The 18785-nt window shown below is 58.9% G+C and carries 18 protein-coding genes; 7 read left to right on the top strand and 11 right to left on the bottom strand.

Annotated elements, in window-relative coordinates; all coding sequences use genetic code 11:
* Positions 1-162: 162 nt before the first annotated feature.
* Positions 163-576, top strand: coding sequence for a large-conductance mechanosensitive channel protein MscL (gene mscL, locus JQ848_RS03295; RefSeq protein ID WP_003443977.1), 414 nt, complete (start codon positions 163-165; stop codon positions 574-576).
* Between the two features lie 52 nt (positions 577-628).
* On the opposite strand, the gene JQ848_RS03290 is transcribed toward mscL, so the two are convergent.
* Positions 629-1405 (bottom strand): ferredoxin--NADP reductase, encoded by a 777-nt coding sequence (locus JQ848_RS03290; protein WP_161719102.1) that lies wholly within the window; start codon positions 1403-1405, stop codon positions 629-631.
* A 236-nt stretch (positions 1406-1641) separates the two neighbouring features.
* Here JQ848_RS03290 and JQ848_RS03285 point away from each other — a divergent pair, with 236 nt between their 5' ends.
* Positions 1642-2766: a methyltransferase gene (locus tag JQ848_RS03285; protein ID WP_202210262.1), complete on the top strand. Its 1125-nt coding sequence runs from the start codon at positions 1642-1644 to the stop codon at positions 2764-2766.
* Between the two features lie 184 nt (positions 2767-2950).
* Here the strand turns inward: JQ848_RS03285 and JQ848_RS03280 are convergent, their stop codons facing one another.
* From JQ848_RS03280 to JQ848_RS03270, 3 genes are read right to left on the bottom strand one after another with little or no spacing between them, the layout of a single operon-like run.
* Complete coding sequence (locus JQ848_RS03280; RefSeq protein WP_003443983.1) at positions 2951-3118, bottom strand: DUF2474 domain-containing protein; 168 nt, start codon at positions 3116-3118, stop codon at positions 2951-2953.
* A 57-nt stretch (positions 3119-3175) separates the two neighbouring features.
* A complete protein-coding gene (gene cydB, locus JQ848_RS03275; protein ID WP_003443985.1) occupies positions 3176-4183 on the bottom strand; it encodes a cytochrome d ubiquinol oxidase subunit II in 1008 nt (335 codons plus the stop codon).
* Between the two features lie 3 nt (positions 4184-4186).
* Positions 4187-5626, bottom strand: coding sequence for a cytochrome ubiquinol oxidase subunit I (locus tag JQ848_RS03270; RefSeq protein ID WP_003443987.1), 1440 nt, complete (start codon positions 5624-5626; stop codon positions 4187-4189).
* A gap of 401 nt (positions 5627-6027) precedes the next feature.
* Here JQ848_RS03270 and JQ848_RS03265 point away from each other — a divergent pair, with 401 nt between their 5' ends.
* On the top strand, positions 6028-7263 hold the full coding sequence (locus JQ848_RS03265) for an MFS transporter (RefSeq protein ID WP_003443989.1): 1236 nt from the start codon (positions 6028-6030) through the stop codon (positions 7261-7263).
* A gap of 17 nt (positions 7264-7280) precedes the next feature.
* Here the strand turns inward: JQ848_RS03265 and JQ848_RS03260 are convergent, their stop codons facing one another.
* Both JQ848_RS03260 and JQ848_RS03255 read right to left on the bottom strand, forming a co-directional pair.
* Positions 7281-7826: a DJ-1 family glyoxalase III gene (locus JQ848_RS03260; protein WP_003443991.1), complete on the bottom strand. Its 546-nt coding sequence runs from the start codon at positions 7824-7826 to the stop codon at positions 7281-7283.
* A 58-nt stretch (positions 7827-7884) separates the two neighbouring features.
* Complete coding sequence (locus JQ848_RS03255; protein ID WP_161719106.1) at positions 7885-8322, bottom strand: DUF4879 domain-containing protein; 438 nt, start codon at positions 8320-8322, stop codon at positions 7885-7887.
* Between the two features lie 276 nt (positions 8323-8598).
* Here JQ848_RS03255 and JQ848_RS03250 point away from each other — a divergent pair, with 276 nt between their 5' ends.
* Both JQ848_RS03250 and trmA read left to right on the top strand, forming a co-directional pair.
* Positions 8599-9894 (top strand): NCS2 family permease, encoded by a 1296-nt coding sequence (locus tag JQ848_RS03250; RefSeq protein ID WP_003443995.1) that lies wholly within the window; start codon positions 8599-8601, stop codon positions 9892-9894.
* Positions 9891-10979: a tRNA (uridine(54)-C5)-methyltransferase TrmA gene (trmA, locus tag JQ848_RS03245; protein WP_010655535.1), complete on the top strand. Its 1089-nt coding sequence runs from the start codon at positions 9891-9893 to the stop codon at positions 10977-10979. The genes JQ848_RS03250 and trmA overlap by 4 nt, the downstream gene beginning before the upstream one ends.
* 74 nt (positions 10980-11053) lie before the next feature.
* On the opposite strand, the gene JQ848_RS03240 is transcribed toward trmA, so the two are convergent.
* Entirely contained in the window at positions 11054-11731 is a 678-nt protein-coding gene (locus JQ848_RS03240; RefSeq protein WP_202210261.1) for a TetR/AcrR family transcriptional regulator, read from the bottom strand.
* A gap of 71 nt (positions 11732-11802) precedes the next feature.
* Positions 11803-13713, bottom strand: a complete 1911-nt coding sequence (gene quiC, locus JQ848_RS03235; RefSeq protein ID WP_003444001.1) for a 3-dehydroshikimate dehydratase QuiC — start codon at positions 13711-13713, stop codon at positions 11803-11805.
* A 229-nt stretch (positions 13714-13942) separates the two neighbouring features.
* Between quiC and JQ848_RS03230 the strand changes: the two genes are divergently transcribed.
* Both JQ848_RS03230 and JQ848_RS03225 read left to right on the top strand, forming a co-directional pair.
* A complete protein-coding gene (locus JQ848_RS03230) occupies positions 13943-15271 on the top strand; it encodes an MFS transporter (protein WP_003444003.1) in 1329 nt (442 codons plus the stop codon).
* 45 nt (positions 15272-15316) lie between these two features.
* On the top strand, positions 15317-16201 hold the full coding sequence (locus JQ848_RS03225; protein ID WP_029612181.1) for a DMT family transporter: 885 nt from the start codon (positions 15317-15319) through the stop codon (positions 16199-16201).
* 66 nt (positions 16202-16267) lie between these two features.
* Here the strand turns inward: JQ848_RS03225 and pcaG are convergent, their stop codons facing one another.
* The 3 genes from pcaG to pcaQ form a co-directional block, all read right to left on the bottom strand.
* Positions 16268-16873, bottom strand: a complete 606-nt coding sequence (gene pcaG / locus JQ848_RS03220; protein ID WP_003444007.1) for a protocatechuate 3,4-dioxygenase subunit alpha — start codon at positions 16871-16873, stop codon at positions 16268-16270.
* 10 nt (positions 16874-16883) lie between these two features.
* The gene (gene pcaH, locus JQ848_RS03215; protein ID WP_003444009.1) at positions 16884-17603 is read right to left on the bottom strand and encodes a protocatechuate 3,4-dioxygenase subunit beta; all 720 of its coding nucleotides are present in this window, start codon (positions 17601-17603) and stop codon (positions 16884-16886) included.
* Positions 17604-17749: 146 nt separating this feature from the next.
* Entirely contained in the window at positions 17750-18679 is a 930-nt protein-coding gene (gene pcaQ / locus JQ848_RS03210) for a pca operon transcription factor PcaQ (protein WP_003444011.1), read from the bottom strand.
* Positions 18680-18785: the final 106 nt, after the last annotated feature.

Genomic DNA, 18785 nt, shown 5'->3' with positions numbered 1-18785 from the left:
AAGGCAGCTGAGGGGGTATCGACCGCAAGTTTCCGCGCTTTTTATAAAACTATCGGCACTTGAGCCGGTCGATTAAACAGCCAATAAGCATCACAGCAGGCAAGATCGGCAAGGCTGACTTACACTGCACTCACCAACTTCATATGTAACAAGGAATAACCTATGGGCGTGATAAGTGAGTTCAAGGCCTTCGCGGTCAAAGGGAATGTGGTCGACATGGCCGTCGGTATCATTATCGGCGCGGCATTCGGCAAAATCGTTTCATCCTTCGTTGGCGATGTAGTCATGCCACCTCTGGGTCTGTTGATCGGAGGTGTGGACTTCAGTGACCTGGCCATTACCCTCAAAGCCGCCGTTGGTGATGCACCTGCCGTGGTTGTGGCGTATGGCAAGTTCATCCAGAGCGTGATCGACTTCATCATCGTCGCGTTCGCCATCTTTATGGGCGTCAAGGCGATCAACCGCCTGAAGCGTGAAGAGGCTGTGGCTCCAAGCGCACCGCCCGTACCGACTGCCGAAGAAGTGCTGCTGAGCGAAATTCGCGATCTGCTCAAGGCGCAACACGATCGACCTTGACGATCCGATAAAAAAACGGCGCCTGCGGGCGCCGTTTTTTATGGCCGGCCGGTTACCAGTAGTTTTCAACCGCTACTTGCCCGGGACGGCGACTCAGGCTTAGTTGCAACCCCCGCGCTTTGAGCAACTTTCTGGTGTCATCGATCATTTGCGGATTGCCACACAACATCACCCTTGAATGTTCGGGCGTCAGGCTGATCTTTACCCGCTCTTCAAGTGCTCCATTTTCAATCAATGTGGTAACTCGCCCGCTTAAAGCCCCCTCATGCTGCTCGCGCGTGACAATCGGCACATAGGTAAATTTATGTGCATATTCCGACAAGTAATCACGCTCAACCAGACCGGCAATCAAGCCCTGATAGGCCAGTTCTCTGGTTTCCCGCGCACTGTAAACCAGCACGATATGCTCAAACTTTTCCCATACTTCAAAGTCTTGCAGGATCGACAGAAATGGCGCGATGCCGGTCCCGGTCGCCAGCATCCACAGATTCTGCCCGTCAACAAAGCGGTCCAGGGTCAAAAAACCATAGGCCTGGCGCTCGACCAGCAGGGTATCGCCAACTTCCAGACGACTGAGCTCACTGGTGAACTCGCCTCCCGGCACGACAATGGAGAAGAACTCCAGGAACTCGTCATGGGGTGAGGACGCCATTGAATAGGCCCGCCACACCGTGCTGCCATCGGCCTTGGTCACGCCCAGACGGGCGAATTGACCCGCAGTGAAACGAAAACCCGGGTCGCGGGTGGTACGCAACGTGAAAAGACCGGGGGTCAGCGGGGTAACCTCAAGCAGCGTCTGGCGGGTAAATTTTTCTGCACTGGCAGTCATGTCGCACTCCATTGGCTAGTGCAGTAGTGTCGCGCAAAGACAGACACAGGAACACCGACGGTTTGTGCTGGCTTTGCACCCACTGCCAGGCGGATGTTGCCCGCCGGGTAAACGCATCAGGTAATCCCCGGCAAAAAAAAGTAAAATCGCCTGCATCTGTAAAACCCACGGACGCCAGTGCTGCGAAGTGGCCCTGCGGCCCGGTTGCCACTGTTGATTCCCCAGAGTTTGTAAAAATGCCTGTGCTCGAAAGCCCTTTCGCCCAACTCCGCTTGATCCGCCAACCAGAACAGCAAAACGAGCCGCTACAGGCTTTCGACGCTGCGGACGAGTATTTGCTTAACCATCTGGCCGAACAGGGTCTGCCCGCCAACAGCCGGGTTCTGGTGTTCAATGACAGTTTCGGGGCCCTGGCGATCAGTCTGGTGGCCAATATGCAGGTCACCAGCAGCAGCGACTCGTTCCTCGCCATCCAGGCGCTGGAAAAAAATCTGGTGCGCAATGGCCAGGCGTTCGATGCCGTCACGGTCATCCCCGCCAGCCAGCCTCTGGTTGGCCCTTTCGATTGTGTGCTGGTGCGCGTACCCAAAACCCTGGCCCTGCTCGAAGAGCAACTCATTCGTTTGCAAGGCCAGCTGGCCCCGGGCGCACAGGTGATTGCCGGCGCGATGATCAAGCATTTGCCCCGCGCGGCAGGTGATTTGCTGGAGCGTTATATCGGCCCGGTCCAGGCTTCGCTGGCCGTGAAAAAAGCCCGCTTGCTGATGGCCACCCCTGAAGCCAAAGAGCCGTTTACCTCGCCCTACCCTTCGCGCTACTTACTGGACGAACCGGCCATCGAGCTGCTCAACCATGCCAACGTCTTCTGCCGTGAAGGGCTGGACATCGGCACCCGTGCATTCCTGCCCCACCTTCCCAAAAACCTGGGCTCGGCCCGGGTAGCAGATCTGGGTTGCGGCAATGGCGTGCTGGCCATCGCCAGTGCCCTGAATAACCCGGATGCGCAGTACACGCTGGTCGATGAGTCGTTTATGGCCGTGCAGTCCGCTCGCGAAAACTGGCAGGCAGCGCTGGGGGAGCGTGAGGTAATAGTACGTGCCGCAGACGGCCTTGCAGGGCAAGAACCTGATTCGCTGGACGTCGTGCTGTGCAACCCGCCTTTTCACCAGCAGCAAGTGGTGGGCGACTTTCTGGCCTGGCGCATGTTTCAACAAGCCCGGGAAGCCCTGGTCGTCGGCGGCGCGCTGTATATCGTCGGCAATCGCCATCTGGGTTATCACAGCAAGCTGGCCAAACTGTTTCGCGGTGTTGAACAAGTGGCGGCTACGCCCAAGTTCGTCATTCTCAAGGCGCGCAAGTAAGCACAGCCCCCAGCGGGAGCAGCCGGGCCACACTCGATTGCTCGCGCGCTGTTCAAGAAGGCCGCGCTCACTCTGTGATCAATATGGGCCTGGTAAAGAGCTCGCCCCTACTCCGGGCCGGGCCAGAGAATTACCCACAAACAAAAAAACCCTCCGTAGAGGGTTTTTTTATGAGTGGCGACCATCAGTGGCTTTTCATGCCCGCAGCGGTCATGAACAGTCGGATCAGCCAGGCGAATACGCCTAATGACGCCACACTGGCGGTCCAGATCACCAGCAGCCAGCCGACCCGTTGCCATAACGGCTTTTTCTCGGCCTCTTGCACCTCATGTAGATAGTCCTTGCCAGCCATGTTGCGGCCTCCTCTCGGGAAAAGGCTGCGACCATCAGGCCGCAGCGGCACTTCTAACTAGTGATAACCGTCTTCGTGGGTGACCTTGCCGCGGAACACGTAGTAGCTCCAGAAGGTGTAACCCAGAATGAACGGGATGATGAACAAGGTGCCCACCAGCATAAAGCCCTGGCTCTGCGGCGGTGCGGCAGCTTCCCAGATCGTGATTGATGGCGGGATGATGTACGGCCACAGGCTGATGCCCAAACCGCTGTAGCCCAGGAAAATCAACACCAGGGTCAACAGAAACGGCGTGTAGTTGGCGTTGCGGGCAATCGCTTTGAACAAACCGAACATCGTGAGCAACACCAGAATCGGTACCGGCAGGAACCAGAACAGATTTGGCAGGGTGAACCAGCGCGCAGCAATTTCAGAATGGGCCAAGGGTGTCCACAGGCTGACGATGCCCATCAACACCAGTACTGCCAGGGCCAGCGGGCGCCCCAGTTTGTGCATCTGCTGTTGCAGGTCGCCCTGGGTTTTCATGATTAGCCAGGTACACCCCAGCAGGGCATAGGCCACGATCAGTGCAAGGCCGCAGAACACGGTAAAAGGAGAGAGCCAGTCCATGCCGCCCCCGGCGTACTCCCGGTTGACTACCGGTATGCCGTCAATGAAGGCCCCCAGTGCCACCCCCTGGAAAAACGTAGCCACCAGAGAACCGCCAATGAACGACTTGTCCCAGATATGACGTTTCTCGGGCCTGGCCTTGAAGCGAAACTCAAAGGCCACACCGCGAAAGATCAGGCCCAGCAGCATCAGGATCAAAGGCAGGTACAAGGCTGACAATACGACCGCATAGGCCAGCGGGAAGGCGCCAAACAATGCCGCGCCGCCCAGCACCAGCCAGGTTTCGTTGCCGTCCCAGACGGGAGCAACAGTGTTCATCATCACATCGCGGTCACTTTCGCCCTTGATAAAGGGGAAGAGAATGCCGATCCCGAGATCGAAGCCATCCATGATCACGTACATCATGATCCCGAAGATGATGATGATTGCCCAGATAAGTGGCAGATCAATACCCATGACTCAATTCCCCTTAGTCAGGCTGTCGCTGTGGCCTTCATCCGTACCCTCGTGGGCAGCAGACAGAGGACGGGCAGGCGTGCGTGGCTGGCCTGGACCACCTTCGTTGTGTGTATCGCCTTCATGGGTAATCGGGCCTTTGCGTACCAGACGCATCATGTAGCCCAGACCCACACCGAACAGCGCGAAGTACACCAGCACAAACAGGACCAGCGTGATGCTCATTTGCGTAACGCTGTGATTGGACGACGCGTCGGCGGTGCGCATGAGCCCGTACACCACCCACGGTTGGCGACCGATCTCAGTGGTAAACCAGCCCATCAGAATCGCCACCAGACCCGACGGCCCCATCCACAACACCAGACGCAGGAACCAGCGGTTCTCGTACAGTGTCCCGGTCTTGCGCAGCCACAGGCTCCACAAGCCGATAAAGATCATCAGCATGCCCAGCGCAACCATGATCCGGAATGTGAAGAACACAATGGTCGAGTTCGGACGGTCCGCGGCCGGGAAGTCCTTCATTGCCGGGATCTGTTTGTCCAGACTGTGGGTCAGGATCAGGCTGCCCAGGTACGGCACTTCGATCTTGTAGTCCGTAGTCTCGGTTTTCATGTTCGGGATGCCAAACAGGATCAGCGGCGACGCTTCACCGGGTTTGTTCTCCCAGTGACCTTCGATCGCAGCGATTTTTACCGGTTGATACTCAAGAGTATTCAGGCCGTGGGCGTCGCCGATAAAGGCTTGCACCGGTGCCACCACCAGTGCCATCCACATCGCCATCGAGAGCATGCGGCGAATGGCGGGGGTGTTTCGGCCGCGCAGCAGGTGCCAGGCTGCCGAAGCGCCGACAAAGAACGCCGTGGCCAAAAAGGCAGCCGTGGCCATGTGCGCCAGACGGTAAGGAAAGGAAGGGTTGAAAATAACTGCCAGCCAGTCCACCGGAATAACCCGGCCATCAATGATTTCGAAGCCTTGCGGCGTCTGCATCCAGCTGTTGGACGCCAGAATCCAGAAGGTCGAAACCAATGTACCCAGGGCCACCATCACCGTGGAGAACATATGCATGCCGCGACCGACCCGGTTCCAGCCGAAAAGCATGACCCCCAGAAAACCGGCCTCAAGGAAGAATGCGGTGAGTACTTCATAAGTCAGCAAGGGGCCGGTAACGGCTCCGGCGAAGTCAGAGAACCTCGACCAGTTCGTGCCGAACTGATAGGCCATGACCAGCCCGGACACCACGCCCATCCCGAAGTTGACGGCAAATATCTTCGACCAAAAATGGTACAGGTCGCGGTAGGTGTCCTCACGGGTTTTCAGCCACATGCCTTCGAGCACCATGAGATAACTGGCAAGACCGATGGTAATGGCGGGAAAGATGATGTGAAACGACACGGTAAACGCGAACTGAATTCGGGCGAGATCCAGAGCCTCCAAACCGAACATAAGTCTTCCTCTATCAGGTATCAGGTGGTTCAGGACACAGAAGCGGCGCCTGTATCCAACTTCCCTGCCGATAATGGCCTCAGCGAATCGGTGTCCGCTTTTTCATCCACCACGCAAGGGGTCTGGCCGGCTGGCCATCCAGATAAACCGCAACGGGTTTTGACCTGGATCAAACATTGCTGAAAGAGTAGTCCATTCCCATCAGGGCGCTAATGTGGTTTGTTGCCGCGTGACATGATGTCCCAGGGCCAGTAATACACCCTTGCAGGAATTGAATGTTTTCTCGAAAAAGCCCCGGACAACAGAGTTTCAGCCCCCCTCCGCCTGGCCAATTCGAGTCATTATTTGTTACACAATGATGATAATCTCAATCTCCCCAGCCCTCTGCCCCGACCCTTTCAATGACCAGTCAAACGCTCCTGCTACGTCATCACCGGCCATTTGTGGCCTTCTGGTTCGCCCGCATCTTCACCGCCAGCGCCTTTCAAATGCTGACCGTGGCCATTGGCTGGAATGTCTACCAACTCACCGGCAATGTGATGGATCTGGGCTGGGTCGGGCTGATCGAGTTCGCACCGCGGGTGATGTTCATGCTGCACACCGGGCATGTGGCCGATCGCTATGATCGGCGCCGGGTGGCAGCCCTGTGCCAGACGCTGCAAGCCATGATTGCCCTGACCCTGGCCATCAGCAGTGCAACCGACCATATCAGCCGCGAGCTGATCTTTGTCCTGGCCTTTCTACTGGGGGGCGCCCGCTCATTTGAAATGCCCACCACCCAGGCATTGCTGCCCTCAATCGTGCCTATCGCCCTGTTCCCCAGGGCCGTGGCGGCCGCTCAAGCAGCCCAGCAGTCGGCCACCATCGTCGCACCGGCGCTGGGCGGATTGCTCTATGCGTTTGGCAGCGTCTGGGTCTACGGTCCCACGGTGGTGCTGTACCTCATAGCCGCGCTGTTGATGAGCAACCTGCCCGCGCGCCAGACTGCACTGAACAAAGGCAAGGCCACCCTGGACTCACTGTTGGCCGGCATTCGTTTTATTCGCAGCCGCCCGGACATCCTCGGCGCCATCTCCCTCGACCTGTTCGCGGTGTTGCTGGGCGGCGCCACCGCCTTGCTGCCGGTGTTTGCCAAAGACATCCTGCTCACCGGCCCATGGGGCCTGGGCATGTTGCGTTCGGCGCCTGCGGTTGGGGCCTTGCTGATGTCACTGTGGCTGGCCAGGTTCCCGGTCGAGCGCAAGGTGGGGCGCATCATGTTTACTGCCGTGGGGGTATTCGGTGTCGCCACCATCGCGTTCGGGCTGTCGACCTCGTTCTGGTTTTCGATGCTGGTGCTGGTGGTACTGGGCGCGGCCGACATGATCAGCATGGTGATCCGTGCCTCGTTCGTGCAGCTGGAAACCCCGGATGAAATGCGCGGGCGCGTCAGTGCCGTCAATGGCTTGTTTATTGGCGCGTCCAATCAGTTGGGCGAATTTGAATCAGGGGCTACAGCGCACTGGCTGGGCACCGTGCCGGCGGTGGTGCTGGGCGGAGTCGGCACCCTGGTCGTCACGGGGCTGTGGATAAAACTGTTCCCCGGCCTGGCCAACCGCGACCGGATGGTGGAAGACAAACCACCTGCTCAGCCCTGATACCTGGGGCGCCGCCCCTATATCCGGGCCGCCAGCGCATTGCATCGCGCCTTGCCGCAGAGCTGCTCGACCAGCGCGAGAGCAAATGCCAAAGCCGCCCCGCAACCCTGGGCGGTTATGCAGTTGCCATCCACCACCACCGGCTGGTCAATAAAGTTGCACCCCGAAAGCCGGTCACTGACCGATGGCAGGCATGTCATGCGCCGCTGCTTGAGTACCCCGGCAGGCTGCAGCACCAGGGCAGGCGCCTCGGCAATGGCGGCGTAAAAACCGCCGGCCCGGGCCTGATCGGCCAGCATTTGCATTAAAGGCTGGTGGGCCGCCAGGTGCTCGCAGCCCACCGCACCACCGGGCAACACAATCAGGTCGAAAGCCTGGGCCAGCAGGTCAACCAGCATGCCGTCGGCTGTCAGGCGCGTGCCTCGGGCACAGGTCAACATGCGCCGGCCCTCGACACTGGCCACCACCACCTCGACCTCGGCACGGCGCAGAACATCGATCAAAGTCACGGTTTGCAGGTCGTCGACACCTTCAGCGACAGGAATCAGGGCTCTATAGGTCATAGGCTTTCTCGCACAGAGGAGCTATCAGCTTAGGTCAGCTTCGCCGCCATGGGTCTGGCTACTTTATATACAGCCTGGCGCCAAGCCGATTGTGCGGGGGCGTCAGGGAGGTGTTGCTGAACTGGAACCAGCCGCCCTGCCGGTTACCCAGATCGAAGCTGTACAGGTAGCCCACCGTAGTACCGGCACCATTACAGGTCACCAGTCCTTCACCCTGATTGCACACCGGGGTGCGAACGCCATCCACTTCCTGGCCGTCCAGGCTCACATTGGGCTGGCCGCCATAGCCGCGTTCAAGCACGTACACCTTGATGCCGGGAGCCTGATGGTCGCATTTGGTCTGTTCGCGACCATCGGACACATCCTCTACGGCGCAGGAAGTGGATACCACCTTGAGTATTTCGACGCGGCTCAAGGGCATCGCCGGTGCGGCGTTCAACGCAGCACTGAGCAACAGGCTAAAACAGACAAAAACAGGTTTGATCGTGCACTTCATGGCTTGCCCCCGATAACTGGCACGCAGTATGCCTGTGCCCTTGAGGTAACAAAACATGACGCCGCAGGGCATCCAAAGCAGCCAGACGTCCGAGCTGCTGGTATGATGCGCGGCTTTTTCCGACAGACAGAAATTCTCAGGCTATCAGGGTCTGTTGACGCTTGGTCATGACACGCGCCCCGAGGGGACGACAGCCAAGGATCAACAGATCCCTAATCTGTGCTTTGCTGTTGAAAACGATTTAATCACGGCGCATTTGGCGCCACGGGGACTGGCATGCTGGAAAGGCTGTTTCAACTCAAAGCACACGACACCAATGTGCGTACCGAGATTCTTGCGGGTATCACCACCTTCCTGGCGATGGCCTACATTCTCTTCGTGAACCCGAGCATCCTCGGCGAAACGGGAATGGACAAAGGCGCGTTATTTGTCGCCACCTGTCTGGCAGCCGCCATCGGCTCGGCCACCATGGGCATCATCGCCAACTACCCGATTGCCCTGGCTCCGGGCATGGGCCTGAACGCCTTCTTCACCTATACCGTGGTCCTGCACATGGGCCACACCTGGCAAGTGGCGCTGGGGGCGGTATTCATTTCGGCGGTGCTGTTCTTCCTGTTGTCGATCTTCCGTATCCGCGAATGGATCATCAACAGCATCCCGCTGCCGCTGCGCTCGGCCATTGCCGCCGGCATCGGCCTGTTCCTGGCGCTGATTGCGCTGGGTAACGCCGGTATCGTCGTCGCCAACAAAGCCACTCTGGTGGGCATGGGCGACCTGAGCCAGCCCAAAGTGATTCTCGCCTCTCTGGGCTTTGCCCTGATCGTAGGCCTTGAAGCCCTGAAAATGCGCGGTGCGGTACTGATCGGCATTCTGGCCGTGACCATTGCTTCGATTGCACTGGGTGTCACCGAATTTGGTGGCGTAGTGTCGATGCCGCCATCCCTGGCCCCGACCTTCCTGCAACTGGACATTAAAGGCGCACTGGACATCGGTCTGATCAGCGTGATCTTCGCCTTCCTGTTCGTTGATCTGTTCGACAACTCCGGCACCCTGATCGGCGTTGCCAAGCGCGCCGGCCTGATGGGCAAAGACGGGCACATGCCGAAAATGGGCCGCGCCCTGATCGCCGACAGCACCGCGGCCATGGCCGGTTCGTTGCTGGGTACCTCGACCACCACCAGCTACATCGAATCGGCAGCAGGCGTGAGCGCCGGCGGCCGTACCGGTCTGACCGCCATCGTGGTCGGCATCATGTTCCTGCTGGCGCTGTTCTTCTCGCCACTGGCCGCCAGCGTTCCGGCATTCGCTACCGCCCCTGCGCTGATGTTCGTCGCCGTATTGATGATGAGCGGCCTGGCCGAAATCGATTGGGACGACATCACCGTTGCCGCTCCGGTGGTGATCACCGCGCTGGCGATGCCGTTCACCTATTCCATCGCCAACGGCATCGCCTTCGGCTTTATTTCCTGGACCGTGATCAAGCTGCTGTCGGGCCGCGCGCGCGAGCTCAATGCACCGCTGATCATTCTGTCGATTCTGTTTGTGATCAAGCTGGGTTGGTTTAACGCATGAGTGCTTTGCCGTTCGATTCTGCTACCTACGCCATTGAGCTCGAAGCCAAGGCCAATCGCCTGCGCGAGCTGCTGGCGCCCTTCGATGCACCTGAACCCCAGGTGTTCGACTCGCCCCTCAAGCACTTTCGCCTGAGGGCCGAATTCCGCCTGTGGCGCGAAGGGGGCGAACGTCACTACGCCATGTTTGCGCCGGATGACAAGCGCACGCCGATCCTGATCGAAGACTTCCCGATTGCCAGCCTGCGCATCAATCAACTGATGCCGCAGCTCAAGGCCGCCTGGAAAGCCAGCTCGGCCTTGAGCCACAAGCTGTTCCAGGTAGAGTTCCAGACCACTCTGTCCGGCGATGCGATGGTCACATTGTGCTATCACCGCCCGCTGGACGAGCACTGGCAAACCGCTGCCGAGCAGTTGGCCAAAGATCTGGATATCAGCGTGATTGGCCGCTCCAAAGGTAAACGCGCGGTGATCGGCCGTGATCACGTGGTCGAGCAGCTGGAAGTGGCAGGCCGTACCTTCACTTATCAACAGCCCGAAGGTGCGTTCACCCAGCCAAACGGCACGGTCAACCAGAAGATGCTCAACTGGGCATACGAAGCGTTGGGCGAACGTCAGGATGATCTGCTGGAGCTGTATTGCGGCAACGGCAACTTCACCCTGCCGCTGGCCACCCGCGTGCGCAAGGTGCTGGCTACCGAAATCAGCAAGACCTCGGTCTATGCCGCGCTGAACAATCTGCGCGACAACGCTGTGGATAACGTGACACTGGTGCGTCTGTCCGCCGAAGAGCTGACCGAGGCCCTGAACGAAGTACGTCCGTTCCGCCGCTTGCAGGGCATCGACCTGAAAAGCTACGAGTTCGGCAGCGTCTTCGTCGACCCGCCACGTGCGGGCATGGACCCGGACACCTGCGAGCTGACCCGACGCTTCGACAACATCCTGTACATCTCCTGCAACCCGGCCACCCTGGCGGAAAACATCGCCCAGCTGCACGATACCCACCGTATCGAACGTTGCGCCGTGTTCGACCAGTTCCCCTGGACCCACCACATGGAATCGGGCGTATTGCTGGTTCGCCGGTAACCGCCTGCATCACTCATTGGTAGCCCCTGCCCCCCGGCAGGGGCTACCAATAGTCTGCCGGGCATGCCCGGCGATCACGCCTGCAGATAGCGCAAAATCGAGTCAGTAATCATTTCGCGTTGGCGCTTTTTTATCTGGCTGTCAGACAAATCGATCTGAAAAATCTCACCCAGCGTGTAGCGATTCGACACCCGATAAAAACAGAAAGAACTCACCAGCAAATGCACGTCGAGCGCATTGAGCCCCGCACGGAACACTTTCTGCTCAACCCCGCGCTGCAAGATATCCTCCAGCGCATGCACGATTGTGTCGTTCAAGGCCTTGATACCTGACGAGCGCTTGATGTACTCGCCCTTGTGAATATTTTCGACGCTGACCATGCGTACAAAGTCCGCGTTAAGGTCATGGTGATCGAAGGTAAATTCCACCAATTTGCGAATCGCCGGCACCGGCGCCAGCTCTTCGAGATGCAACTGGCCCTCAATGTGCCGGATCTCACCGTAGAGCTTCTCCAGCACTTCGACGTAGAGCTGCTCCTTGCTGCTGAAGTAGTAATAGATCATGCGCTTGGAGGTGTTGGTACGCTCCGCGATCGCGTCCACCCGGGCCCCCGCCAACCCCTGCTCCACGAACTCGGCAAGGGCTTCGTGCAGAATATTCTCGCGGGTCTTCTCCGGGTTGTTTTTACGGCTTTTACGCGGCTCGACAGCCGGGGCCGTGGCACCGCTGTCGACTTCTGGAATCTGGGTCATTAAAGGCTCACGGCCATCAGGGAATGCCCGCGATTATGGGCTGCCCCGTTCGTCGAAGGAAGTCGCCCGGCCTATAACTTGGCCTGACGTGCCGCGCCACTGCGGGATTTGGCCATCGCTGCCAGGCGAACTGCAACGTTGGCTGCGCCATAACCGGCATAGCCGTTTTTACGCTGCAACAGCTCAAAGAAAAAGCGCCCGGCAAAAGGCTCGGTGTACACGTGGAACAACTCACCGCCCTGGGCGTCACGGTCGTACAGCACGTTGAAGTAGGCCAGTTCGCTCAAGAACTCATCATCAAAATCAAAGCGCGCCGCCAGGTCGTCATAGTAGTTGAGCGGGATATCCAGCAGCGGTACCCCTGCGTCTTTCGCACGACTGACTTCGGCAAACAGGTCGTCACACTCGAATGCAATGTGATGTACGCCGGAACCGCGATAGCTCGACAAGGCATGTGAGATAGCGGTGTTTCTGTTCTCGGAAATATTCAGTGGCAAGCGAATGGAGCTGCAGCGGCTGCGCAAGGCCCGGCTTTTTACCAGGCCATAGGGGTCAGGCAGTACCACTTCGTCATCGGCTTCGAAGTCCAGCAGGCTTTTATAGAACAGCACCCAGCTGTCGAGGCTGTCTGCAGGCAACGCCATTGCCATGTGGTCAATGCGTTTAAGTCCGCCCGACGCGGCCCGGGCAGGCGTGAGGTTGAAGTCCGACTGGTACAAGGGGTTGCCGGCGGCGTCCTGGTCCACCAGATAAATCAGGCTTCCATCCGGCGCCCGTACGGCCGCCAGCTCCAGCTCATTGGGGCCGACCAGGCCGCGATAGGGCTGACCTTTGTAGGCCACGGCCCGGGCCAGCGCGCTGGTGCTGTCCTGTACCCGTATCGCCGTGGCGCACAACGACGGCCCGTGGGCCTCGAAGAAGTTGTGGGCAAAGGAGTAAGGCTCAGCGTTGAGAATCAGATTGATATCGCCCTGGCGCAACAAGCTCACATTTTTCGAACGGTGCTGACCGGCCCTGGAGAAACCCAGACGCTCAAGCCATTGCGTCAACTGGGCGCCCTGACTGTCATCCACGGCAAATTCGAGAAACTCGATGCCGTCGTAGTCGCTCGCCTTTGGCGGCGCGAATAACGGCTCCAGCAGAGTTGCCGGTTCGGCCTGGCGAGCCAGACGCTCACGGGTTTTTTCTTCGAGATACAGCAGCGAGCGAAAGCCGTCGGCGGCATTGGCCCGGGTAGGCGCGGCACGAAAACCGTCGTTGAAGATTTCCAGCGACAAGGGACCTGTGTAGCCACTCTCAATGATCGGCGCCAAAAAGCCTGGCAGGTCGAATTCGCCCTGCCCCGGGAAGCAGCGGAAATGCCGGCTCCACTCCAGCACGTCCATCGCCAGCACGGGCGCATCGGCCATCTGCACGAAGAAGATCTTGTCTCCCGGGATCTGCGCGATGGCACTCGGATCGCCCTTGAGCGACAGGGTGTGGAAGCTGTCGAGCAGCACCCCCAGGTTCGGATGATCAATCTGCCGTACCAGGTCCCAGACCTGTTGCCAGGTATTGACGTGACGGCCCCAGGCCAGGGCCTCGTAGCCGATGCGTAAATTGCGCGCGCCGGCACGTTCAGCGAGCAGGCTCAAGTCATCCAGCAGAATCTGCCGCTCACCCAGGGCGTCAGCAGCGGCATTGCTGCACACCAGCACCAGGTCCGTGCCCAGTTCCTGCATCAAATCGAATTTGCGTTCGGCGCGGTCAAGGTTGCGGGCCAGACGATCGCGGCGGCAGCCTTCAAAGTCACGAAAGGGTTGAAACAGGCTGATGGCCAGGCCCAGGTCGGCACATATTTGGCGCACCTCGCGCGGACTGCCGTCATAATAAAGCAGGTCGTTTTCAAAGATCTCGACCCCGTCAAAACCTGCCGCCGCAATGGCGTCCAGTTTCTCCGGCAAAGTGCCGCTCAAAGAAACGGTGGCAATCGAACGCTTCATTTTTTACTCCCTGAATTGGCACAGCCTGCAAACGACAGCATTTCTTAATAGCCTGATTATTAAGGGCGCCCTATTATTGAGCAATCACTGTGTACTAAACGGTTAGTTTTGCGGGCGATTATCGAACACTATGGCCTATCTCGAATTGACGACTTTTTGTCCAGTCGCCACCATCAATCTGCTGCTCCAGCTTCACCACATAACAATTCCAAGAAACGGATAAACAACCATGGTCCCTTCTCAGACTGCACGTACCAAGCCTGCCCAAGGTCCACACGCGGGTATCGGCGACAAGATCCGCGGCACCATGGCGATCGGCAAGACCCGCTGGGGCATGCTCGCGCTGGTGTTTTTCGCCACCACCCTGAACTTCATCGACCGCGCCGCCCTGGGTGTGATGCAACCGATTCTGGCCAAAGAAATGAGCTGGACGGCGATGGACTACGCCAACATCAACTTCTGGTTTCAGGTGGGCTACGCCATCGGCTTCGTCCTGCAAGGCCGGCTGATTGACCGGGTGGGCGTAAAGCGGGTGTTCTTCTGCGCAGTGCTGCTCTGGAGCCTGGCCACTGGCGCCCATGGCCTGGCCACCTCGGCTGCCGGCTTCATGATCTGCCGCTTTATTCTCGGCTTGACCGAAGCGGCCAACTATCCGGCCTGCGTCAAGACCACGCGCCTGTGGTTTCCGGCCAGCGAGCGGGCGGTGGCCAGCGGCATTTTCAATGCCGGGACCAACGTCGGCGCCATGTTCACCCCGATGATGCTGCCACTGGTATTGCATGTATGGGGCTGGCAAGCCGCCTTTTTGTGCATGGCCGCACTGGGTGGCATCTGGCTGATCTTCTGGGGGTTGAAGTACTACAACCCTGAAGATCATCCGACTGTGTCCAAAGAGGAACTGAACTACATCCAGCAAGAAAAAGAGCCTGAACAGACCACCGTTTCTTTTGCCACCATCCTCAAGATGCGTGGCACCTGGGCATTCGCCCTGTCCTACGCCATGACGGCCCCAGTGTTCTGGTTCTATCTGTACTGGCTGCCGCCCTTCCTGAACCAGCAATACAATCTGGGGATCAGCGTCACGCAGATGGGTATCCCGCTGATCATCATTTACATCACTGCTGACTTCGGCAGCGTCGGTGGCGGGATTCTGTCTTCGGTGCTGATCAAGCGCGGCATGGCTGCGGTCAAGGCGCGCCTGGTGTCGATGCTGTTATGTGCGATCGCCATCATTGGCGTGGTGATGGCCGCAGGCTCCAGCCAGCTGTGGGTGGCTGTCGGCGCGATTGCCCTGGCACTCGGCGCACACCAGGCCTGGACGGCCAACGTGTGGAGCATGGTGATGGACTACACGCCGAAACACATGATGGGCACAGTGTTCGGCTTTGGCGGGATGTGTGCCGCCATCGGCGGCATGTTCATGACCCAGTTCGTCGGCTATGTACTGACCGTCACCAACAACAATTACACATTGTTGTTCACTATGATTCCGGCGATGTACTTCATTGCGTTAGTGTGGATGTACTTCATGGCTCCGCGAAAAATCCCACAAGTATAAAAAGCGGGCCAGACCTCCACACCCAGCACCACCTTGAGGTATTCGATGACAATGCCCACCCCCCTTTCAGGGGTTAACCAGCCTTTGAAAGGCATCTTGCTGATCGTGGCGGCCACGGCCCTGTTCTCCAGTCACGATGCACTGTCCAAATACCTCAGTGGCTTTTACCCGGTAGTGATGGTGGTGTGGGCCCGTTATCTGGTGCACACCCTGCTGATGGCGGGGATTTTCCTGCCGCAGTCGGGGCTGCGGGTCTTACGCAGCAAGCGCCCTTTGCTTCAGGTTCTAAGGGCGATATGCCTGCTGGGTTCAGGGCTGTTTTTCACCTACGGCCTGCTGTATATCCCACTGGCCGAAAACACCGCGGTCAACTTTCTGGCGCCGCTGCTGGTGGCAGCATTGTCCGGGCCCCTGCTGGGGGAAAAAGTTTCACTCGGCCAATGGCTGGCCGTGGTTTGCGGATTTATCGGGGTGGTGATCATTATTCATCCGGGCGGTGAGCTGTTCACCCCTGCGGTGTTATTACCGATGGCGGCAGCGCTGTGCTTCAGCTGCTATCAGATTCTCACCCGCAAACTCAGCCTGTATGACAGCCCCACCACCAGTAATTTCTTTGCCGGGCTATTCAATGTGCTGGTGATGAGTGCGCTGGTGCCGTTCTTCTGGCATACCCCGACTCTGGCCCACGGCCTGCAAATGCTTGCCCTGGGCGCATTCGGCATGACCGCGCACTTGCTGTTGACCCAGTCTTTTCGCGTCGCCGCCCCGGCACTGCTGGCGCCATTCAGCTATTGCCAGATCGTGTTTTCCGGAATATTGGGCTGGTTGCTTTTTGATCACACGCCAGACTTCACCACCCGTATCGGCATCGCCATTATCTGCATCAGCGGTCTGGCAGCTGCCTTGCAGCAACGTCGCACACGGGCCTGAACACTCTTGTGCAGGAGCGGGCTTTAAGGAGCTCGCTCCTGCAGGGAGTGTGTTGTTTACCGGGCCTTAGAAGTCGAAAAACACCGTTTCGTTTGGCCCCTGCAAGTAGATGTCAAACCGGTAGGCTGGTTTGCCGTCCACTTCGCAGCGCCGGGCGATCAGGGTTTCGCGACGTTGCGGTTGCTCAATCAGGTTGAGCACCGGGCATTTGCCATTGGCTTCAGGCTCGTCGCTGAAGTACAGGCGGGTTTGCAGGTGGATGTTGATGCCCCGGGCAAACAACGACACGTTGATGTGCGGCGCCATGGGCACGCCGGCTGCGTTGTTCACCACCCCCGGCTTGATGGTGTTCAGCGTCCACTCACCGGCATCAAAGGTGGTGGCGGTACGGCCAAAACTGTTGAAGGCCTTTTCCGAGTCAAAGTCTTCGTCGTAGACCCCTTCATGGTTGGCTTGCCACAGCTCCAGAAAGGAGTCGCGCACCAGGTGGCCATTGCCGTCGTGCACGTTGCCCAGCAGCAAGATGTGCTCGCCCGGGGCGCCGGGCTTGGCCATTTCGCTCCAGATTTCCACGGGCCGTGCCGGGTTGCCGGCCGCGGCCAGTGCCAGACCGATATGCACATAAGGGCCAGCCGTTTGCGATGGGGTTTCCTGCAGCAGTTCGATAGGCATGACGGGCTCCTCAGCAGTTTTCGAAGTGAGTCTTGCGCTGACCGCGCAGCACGATATCAAAGCGATACGCCAGGCAATCCATTGGATTGGCCGCGCCCATGTCCAGCCGCGCAATCAGGCTTTGCACGGCGTCAGGATTGGCAATCGACTTGACGATCGGGCACATCGGGATCAACGGATCACCCTCGAAATACAGCTGGGTAATCAGGCGCGTCGCTATGGAAGGGCCACTGATGGAAACGTGGATATGCGCCGGGCGCCAGTCATTGGGGCCGTTACGCCAAGGATAGGGCCCCGGTTTTACGGTGCGGAAGCTGTAGTAGCCCTGACTGTCGGTGAGGGTACGACCCACGCCACCAAAATTGGGGTCAAGGGGTGCCAGGTAACGGTCATTCTTGTGGCGATAACGGCCACCGGCGTTGGCTTGCCAAAGCTCGACCAGAGTGTGGGGAATCGGCTTGCCATACTGGTCGCATACCCGACCCGCCAGCAGAATCCGCTCGCCCACCGGCAAACCGCCGTTGTTGAAGTTCAACAGCAGGTCGTTGTCGAACTTGCCCAGTTGCAGGTGGGAAAAGTCAGGGCCACTGGTTTCACTGACCGATTGCGGGATGCTCACCAGCGCCTGCCGCGGCGAACGGGCAATGGAGGTTTTGTAATCGGGGGTCAGGGCTTTGGGGTGCCAGTTGCGGTCACGGATGACAAAACGCCGGCTGTCTGCATCAGACATGTCGATCTCCTGTTGTTTTTATAAAGGCCAGGCCCCTCCCTCGCTCCGACAAAAGCCAGGGCGGGGGGCAGGCATATAATGGTCATTTTCAAACAACAGGCAGGCAAGGACTACTGAAAAGCCAGACTCAACCCATAACCATACGGTTATGGATAAATACCCTCGCAGTAGGCCTGCCCCAGCTCCCGCAGCACCTCGACACAGCCCTGTGCCGCCACCGACATTGGAACATGGGCGTTGCTGCAAATCCCGATCGAGCCCCCGGGTTCGCGCTGGCCGAGGTCGACTTCTTGCAGTTCACCACTCGCCAGATCCAGGCGCACAGCATCCAGCGGCGCTATCCAGACCGCATCGTTGTGCAGCACATAACGCCGGCTCAGGGTAATCGACAGGGTTTCCAGACGCTGACGGGACTGGCTGATACCGCACTGTACGAACAGGCTGTCGGCAAAGGCGCGGATGGTGGTATTGGCCAGCGGCAGTACCAGCGGATAGTGTTCCAGCCGACTGCGATCCAGCGGCAATTGCGTCAGCGGATGGCCTGCGCGCACCACCAGGGTCATGGATTCGCTGTAAAGGTGTTCAAAATTCATCCCCTGAATTTCCGGACTATCTGTCATCCGCCCCACCACCAGATCGACATCTCCCACCCGCAGTTGCGATAACAGGTAGGCACTCGGCCCCGTCACCACACTCACCACCAGCGAAGAGTGCCGCGCATGCAGGCGGCTCACCAGTTCGGGTATCAGCAGGCTTTCAACGGTCGACAACACGCCAAGGCGTACCGTCCCGCCCGCATATTCGCCCCCGCGCAAGGCATTCACCCCTTCGCGCAGGGCCTGCACCGAGGGCGTCGCATAGCGCAGGAAGGCCACACCGGCTTCGGTCAGGCTGACCCCGGTTTTGCTGCGCACAAACAGGCTGACCGTCAGTAGCTGTTCCAGCTCCTTGAGGGTTTTTGACATGGCCGGCTGACTCACCGCCAGCACATCCGCCGCCCGCGCCAGACTGCCCTGACGTGCCATCTCCAGAAAGCACACCAGGTGCCGGTATTTGATGCGGGTATCAATGTTCACAGGGCTGACAACTCCGGGGCGAGGACAGGCGGTATTCAACCACTTCAGCGCGGGGCCCGGAACTCTATTCAGGCACTGGCGGTCTTTTTGCCGGGCCGGGCTAATC

Origin of the sequence: Pseudomonas paraversuta (genome assembly GCF_904067025.1) — a bacterium.
GTDB classification, from domain to species: domain Bacteria; phylum Pseudomonadota; class Gammaproteobacteria; order Pseudomonadales; family Pseudomonadaceae; genus Aquipseudomonas; species Aquipseudomonas paraversuta.
The sequence above is the reverse complement of the archived record's forward strand: the minus strand, read 5'-3'. Positions and strand labels throughout refer to the sequence as shown.

Bases quoted from the DNA above. Each gene is read 5' to 3' on its own strand.
- mscL (WP_003443977.1), top strand. From the start codon at position 163: ATGGGCGTGATAAGTGAGTTCAAGGCCTTCGCGGTCAAAGGGAATGTG.
- JQ848_RS03290 (WP_161719102.1), bottom strand. From the start codon at position 1,405: ATGACTGCCAGTGCAGAAAAATTTACCCGCCAGACGCTGCTTGAGGTT.
- JQ848_RS03285 (WP_202210262.1), top strand. From the start codon at position 1,642: ATGCCTGTGCTCGAAAGCCCTTTCGCCCAACTCCGCTTGATCCGCCAA.
- JQ848_RS03280 (WP_003443983.1), bottom strand. From the start codon at position 3,118: ATGGCTGGCAAGGACTATCTACATGAGGTGCAAGAGGCCGAGAAAAAG.
- cydB (WP_003443985.1), bottom strand. From the start codon at position 4,183: ATGGGTATTGATCTGCCACTTATCTGGGCAATCATCATCATCTTCGGG.
- JQ848_RS03270 (WP_003443987.1), bottom strand. From the start codon at position 5,626: ATGTTCGGTTTGGAGGCTCTGGATCTCGCCCGAATTCAGTTCGCGTTT.
- JQ848_RS03265 (WP_003443989.1), top strand. From the start codon at position 6,028: ATGACCAGTCAAACGCTCCTGCTACGTCATCACCGGCCATTTGTGGCC.
- JQ848_RS03260 (WP_003443991.1), bottom strand. From the start codon at position 7,826: ATGACCTATAGAGCCCTGATTCCTGTCGCTGAAGGTGTCGACGACCTG.
- JQ848_RS03255 (WP_161719106.1), bottom strand. From the start codon at position 8,322: ATGAAGTGCACGATCAAACCTGTTTTTGTCTGTTTTAGCCTGTTGCTC.
- JQ848_RS03250 (WP_003443995.1), top strand. From the start codon at position 8,599: ATGCTGGAAAGGCTGTTTCAACTCAAAGCACACGACACCAATGTGCGT.
- trmA (WP_010655535.1), top strand. From the start codon at position 9,891: ATGAGTGCTTTGCCGTTCGATTCTGCTACCTACGCCATTGAGCTCGAA.
- JQ848_RS03240 (WP_202210261.1), bottom strand. From the start codon at position 11,731: ATGACCCAGATTCCAGAAGTCGACAGCGGTGCCACGGCCCCGGCTGTC.
- quiC (WP_003444001.1), bottom strand. From the start codon at position 13,713: ATGAAGCGTTCGATTGCCACCGTTTCTTTGAGCGGCACTTTGCCGGAG.
- JQ848_RS03230 (WP_003444003.1), top strand. From the start codon at position 13,943: ATGGTCCCTTCTCAGACTGCACGTACCAAGCCTGCCCAAGGTCCACAC.
- JQ848_RS03225 (WP_029612181.1), top strand. From the start codon at position 15,317: ATGACAATGCCCACCCCCCTTTCAGGGGTTAACCAGCCTTTGAAAGGC.
- pcaG (WP_003444007.1), bottom strand. From the start codon at position 16,873: ATGCCTATCGAACTGCTGCAGGAAACCCCATCGCAAACGGCTGGCCCT.
- pcaH (WP_003444009.1), bottom strand. From the start codon at position 17,603: ATGTCTGATGCAGACAGCCGGCGTTTTGTCATCCGTGACCGCAACTGG.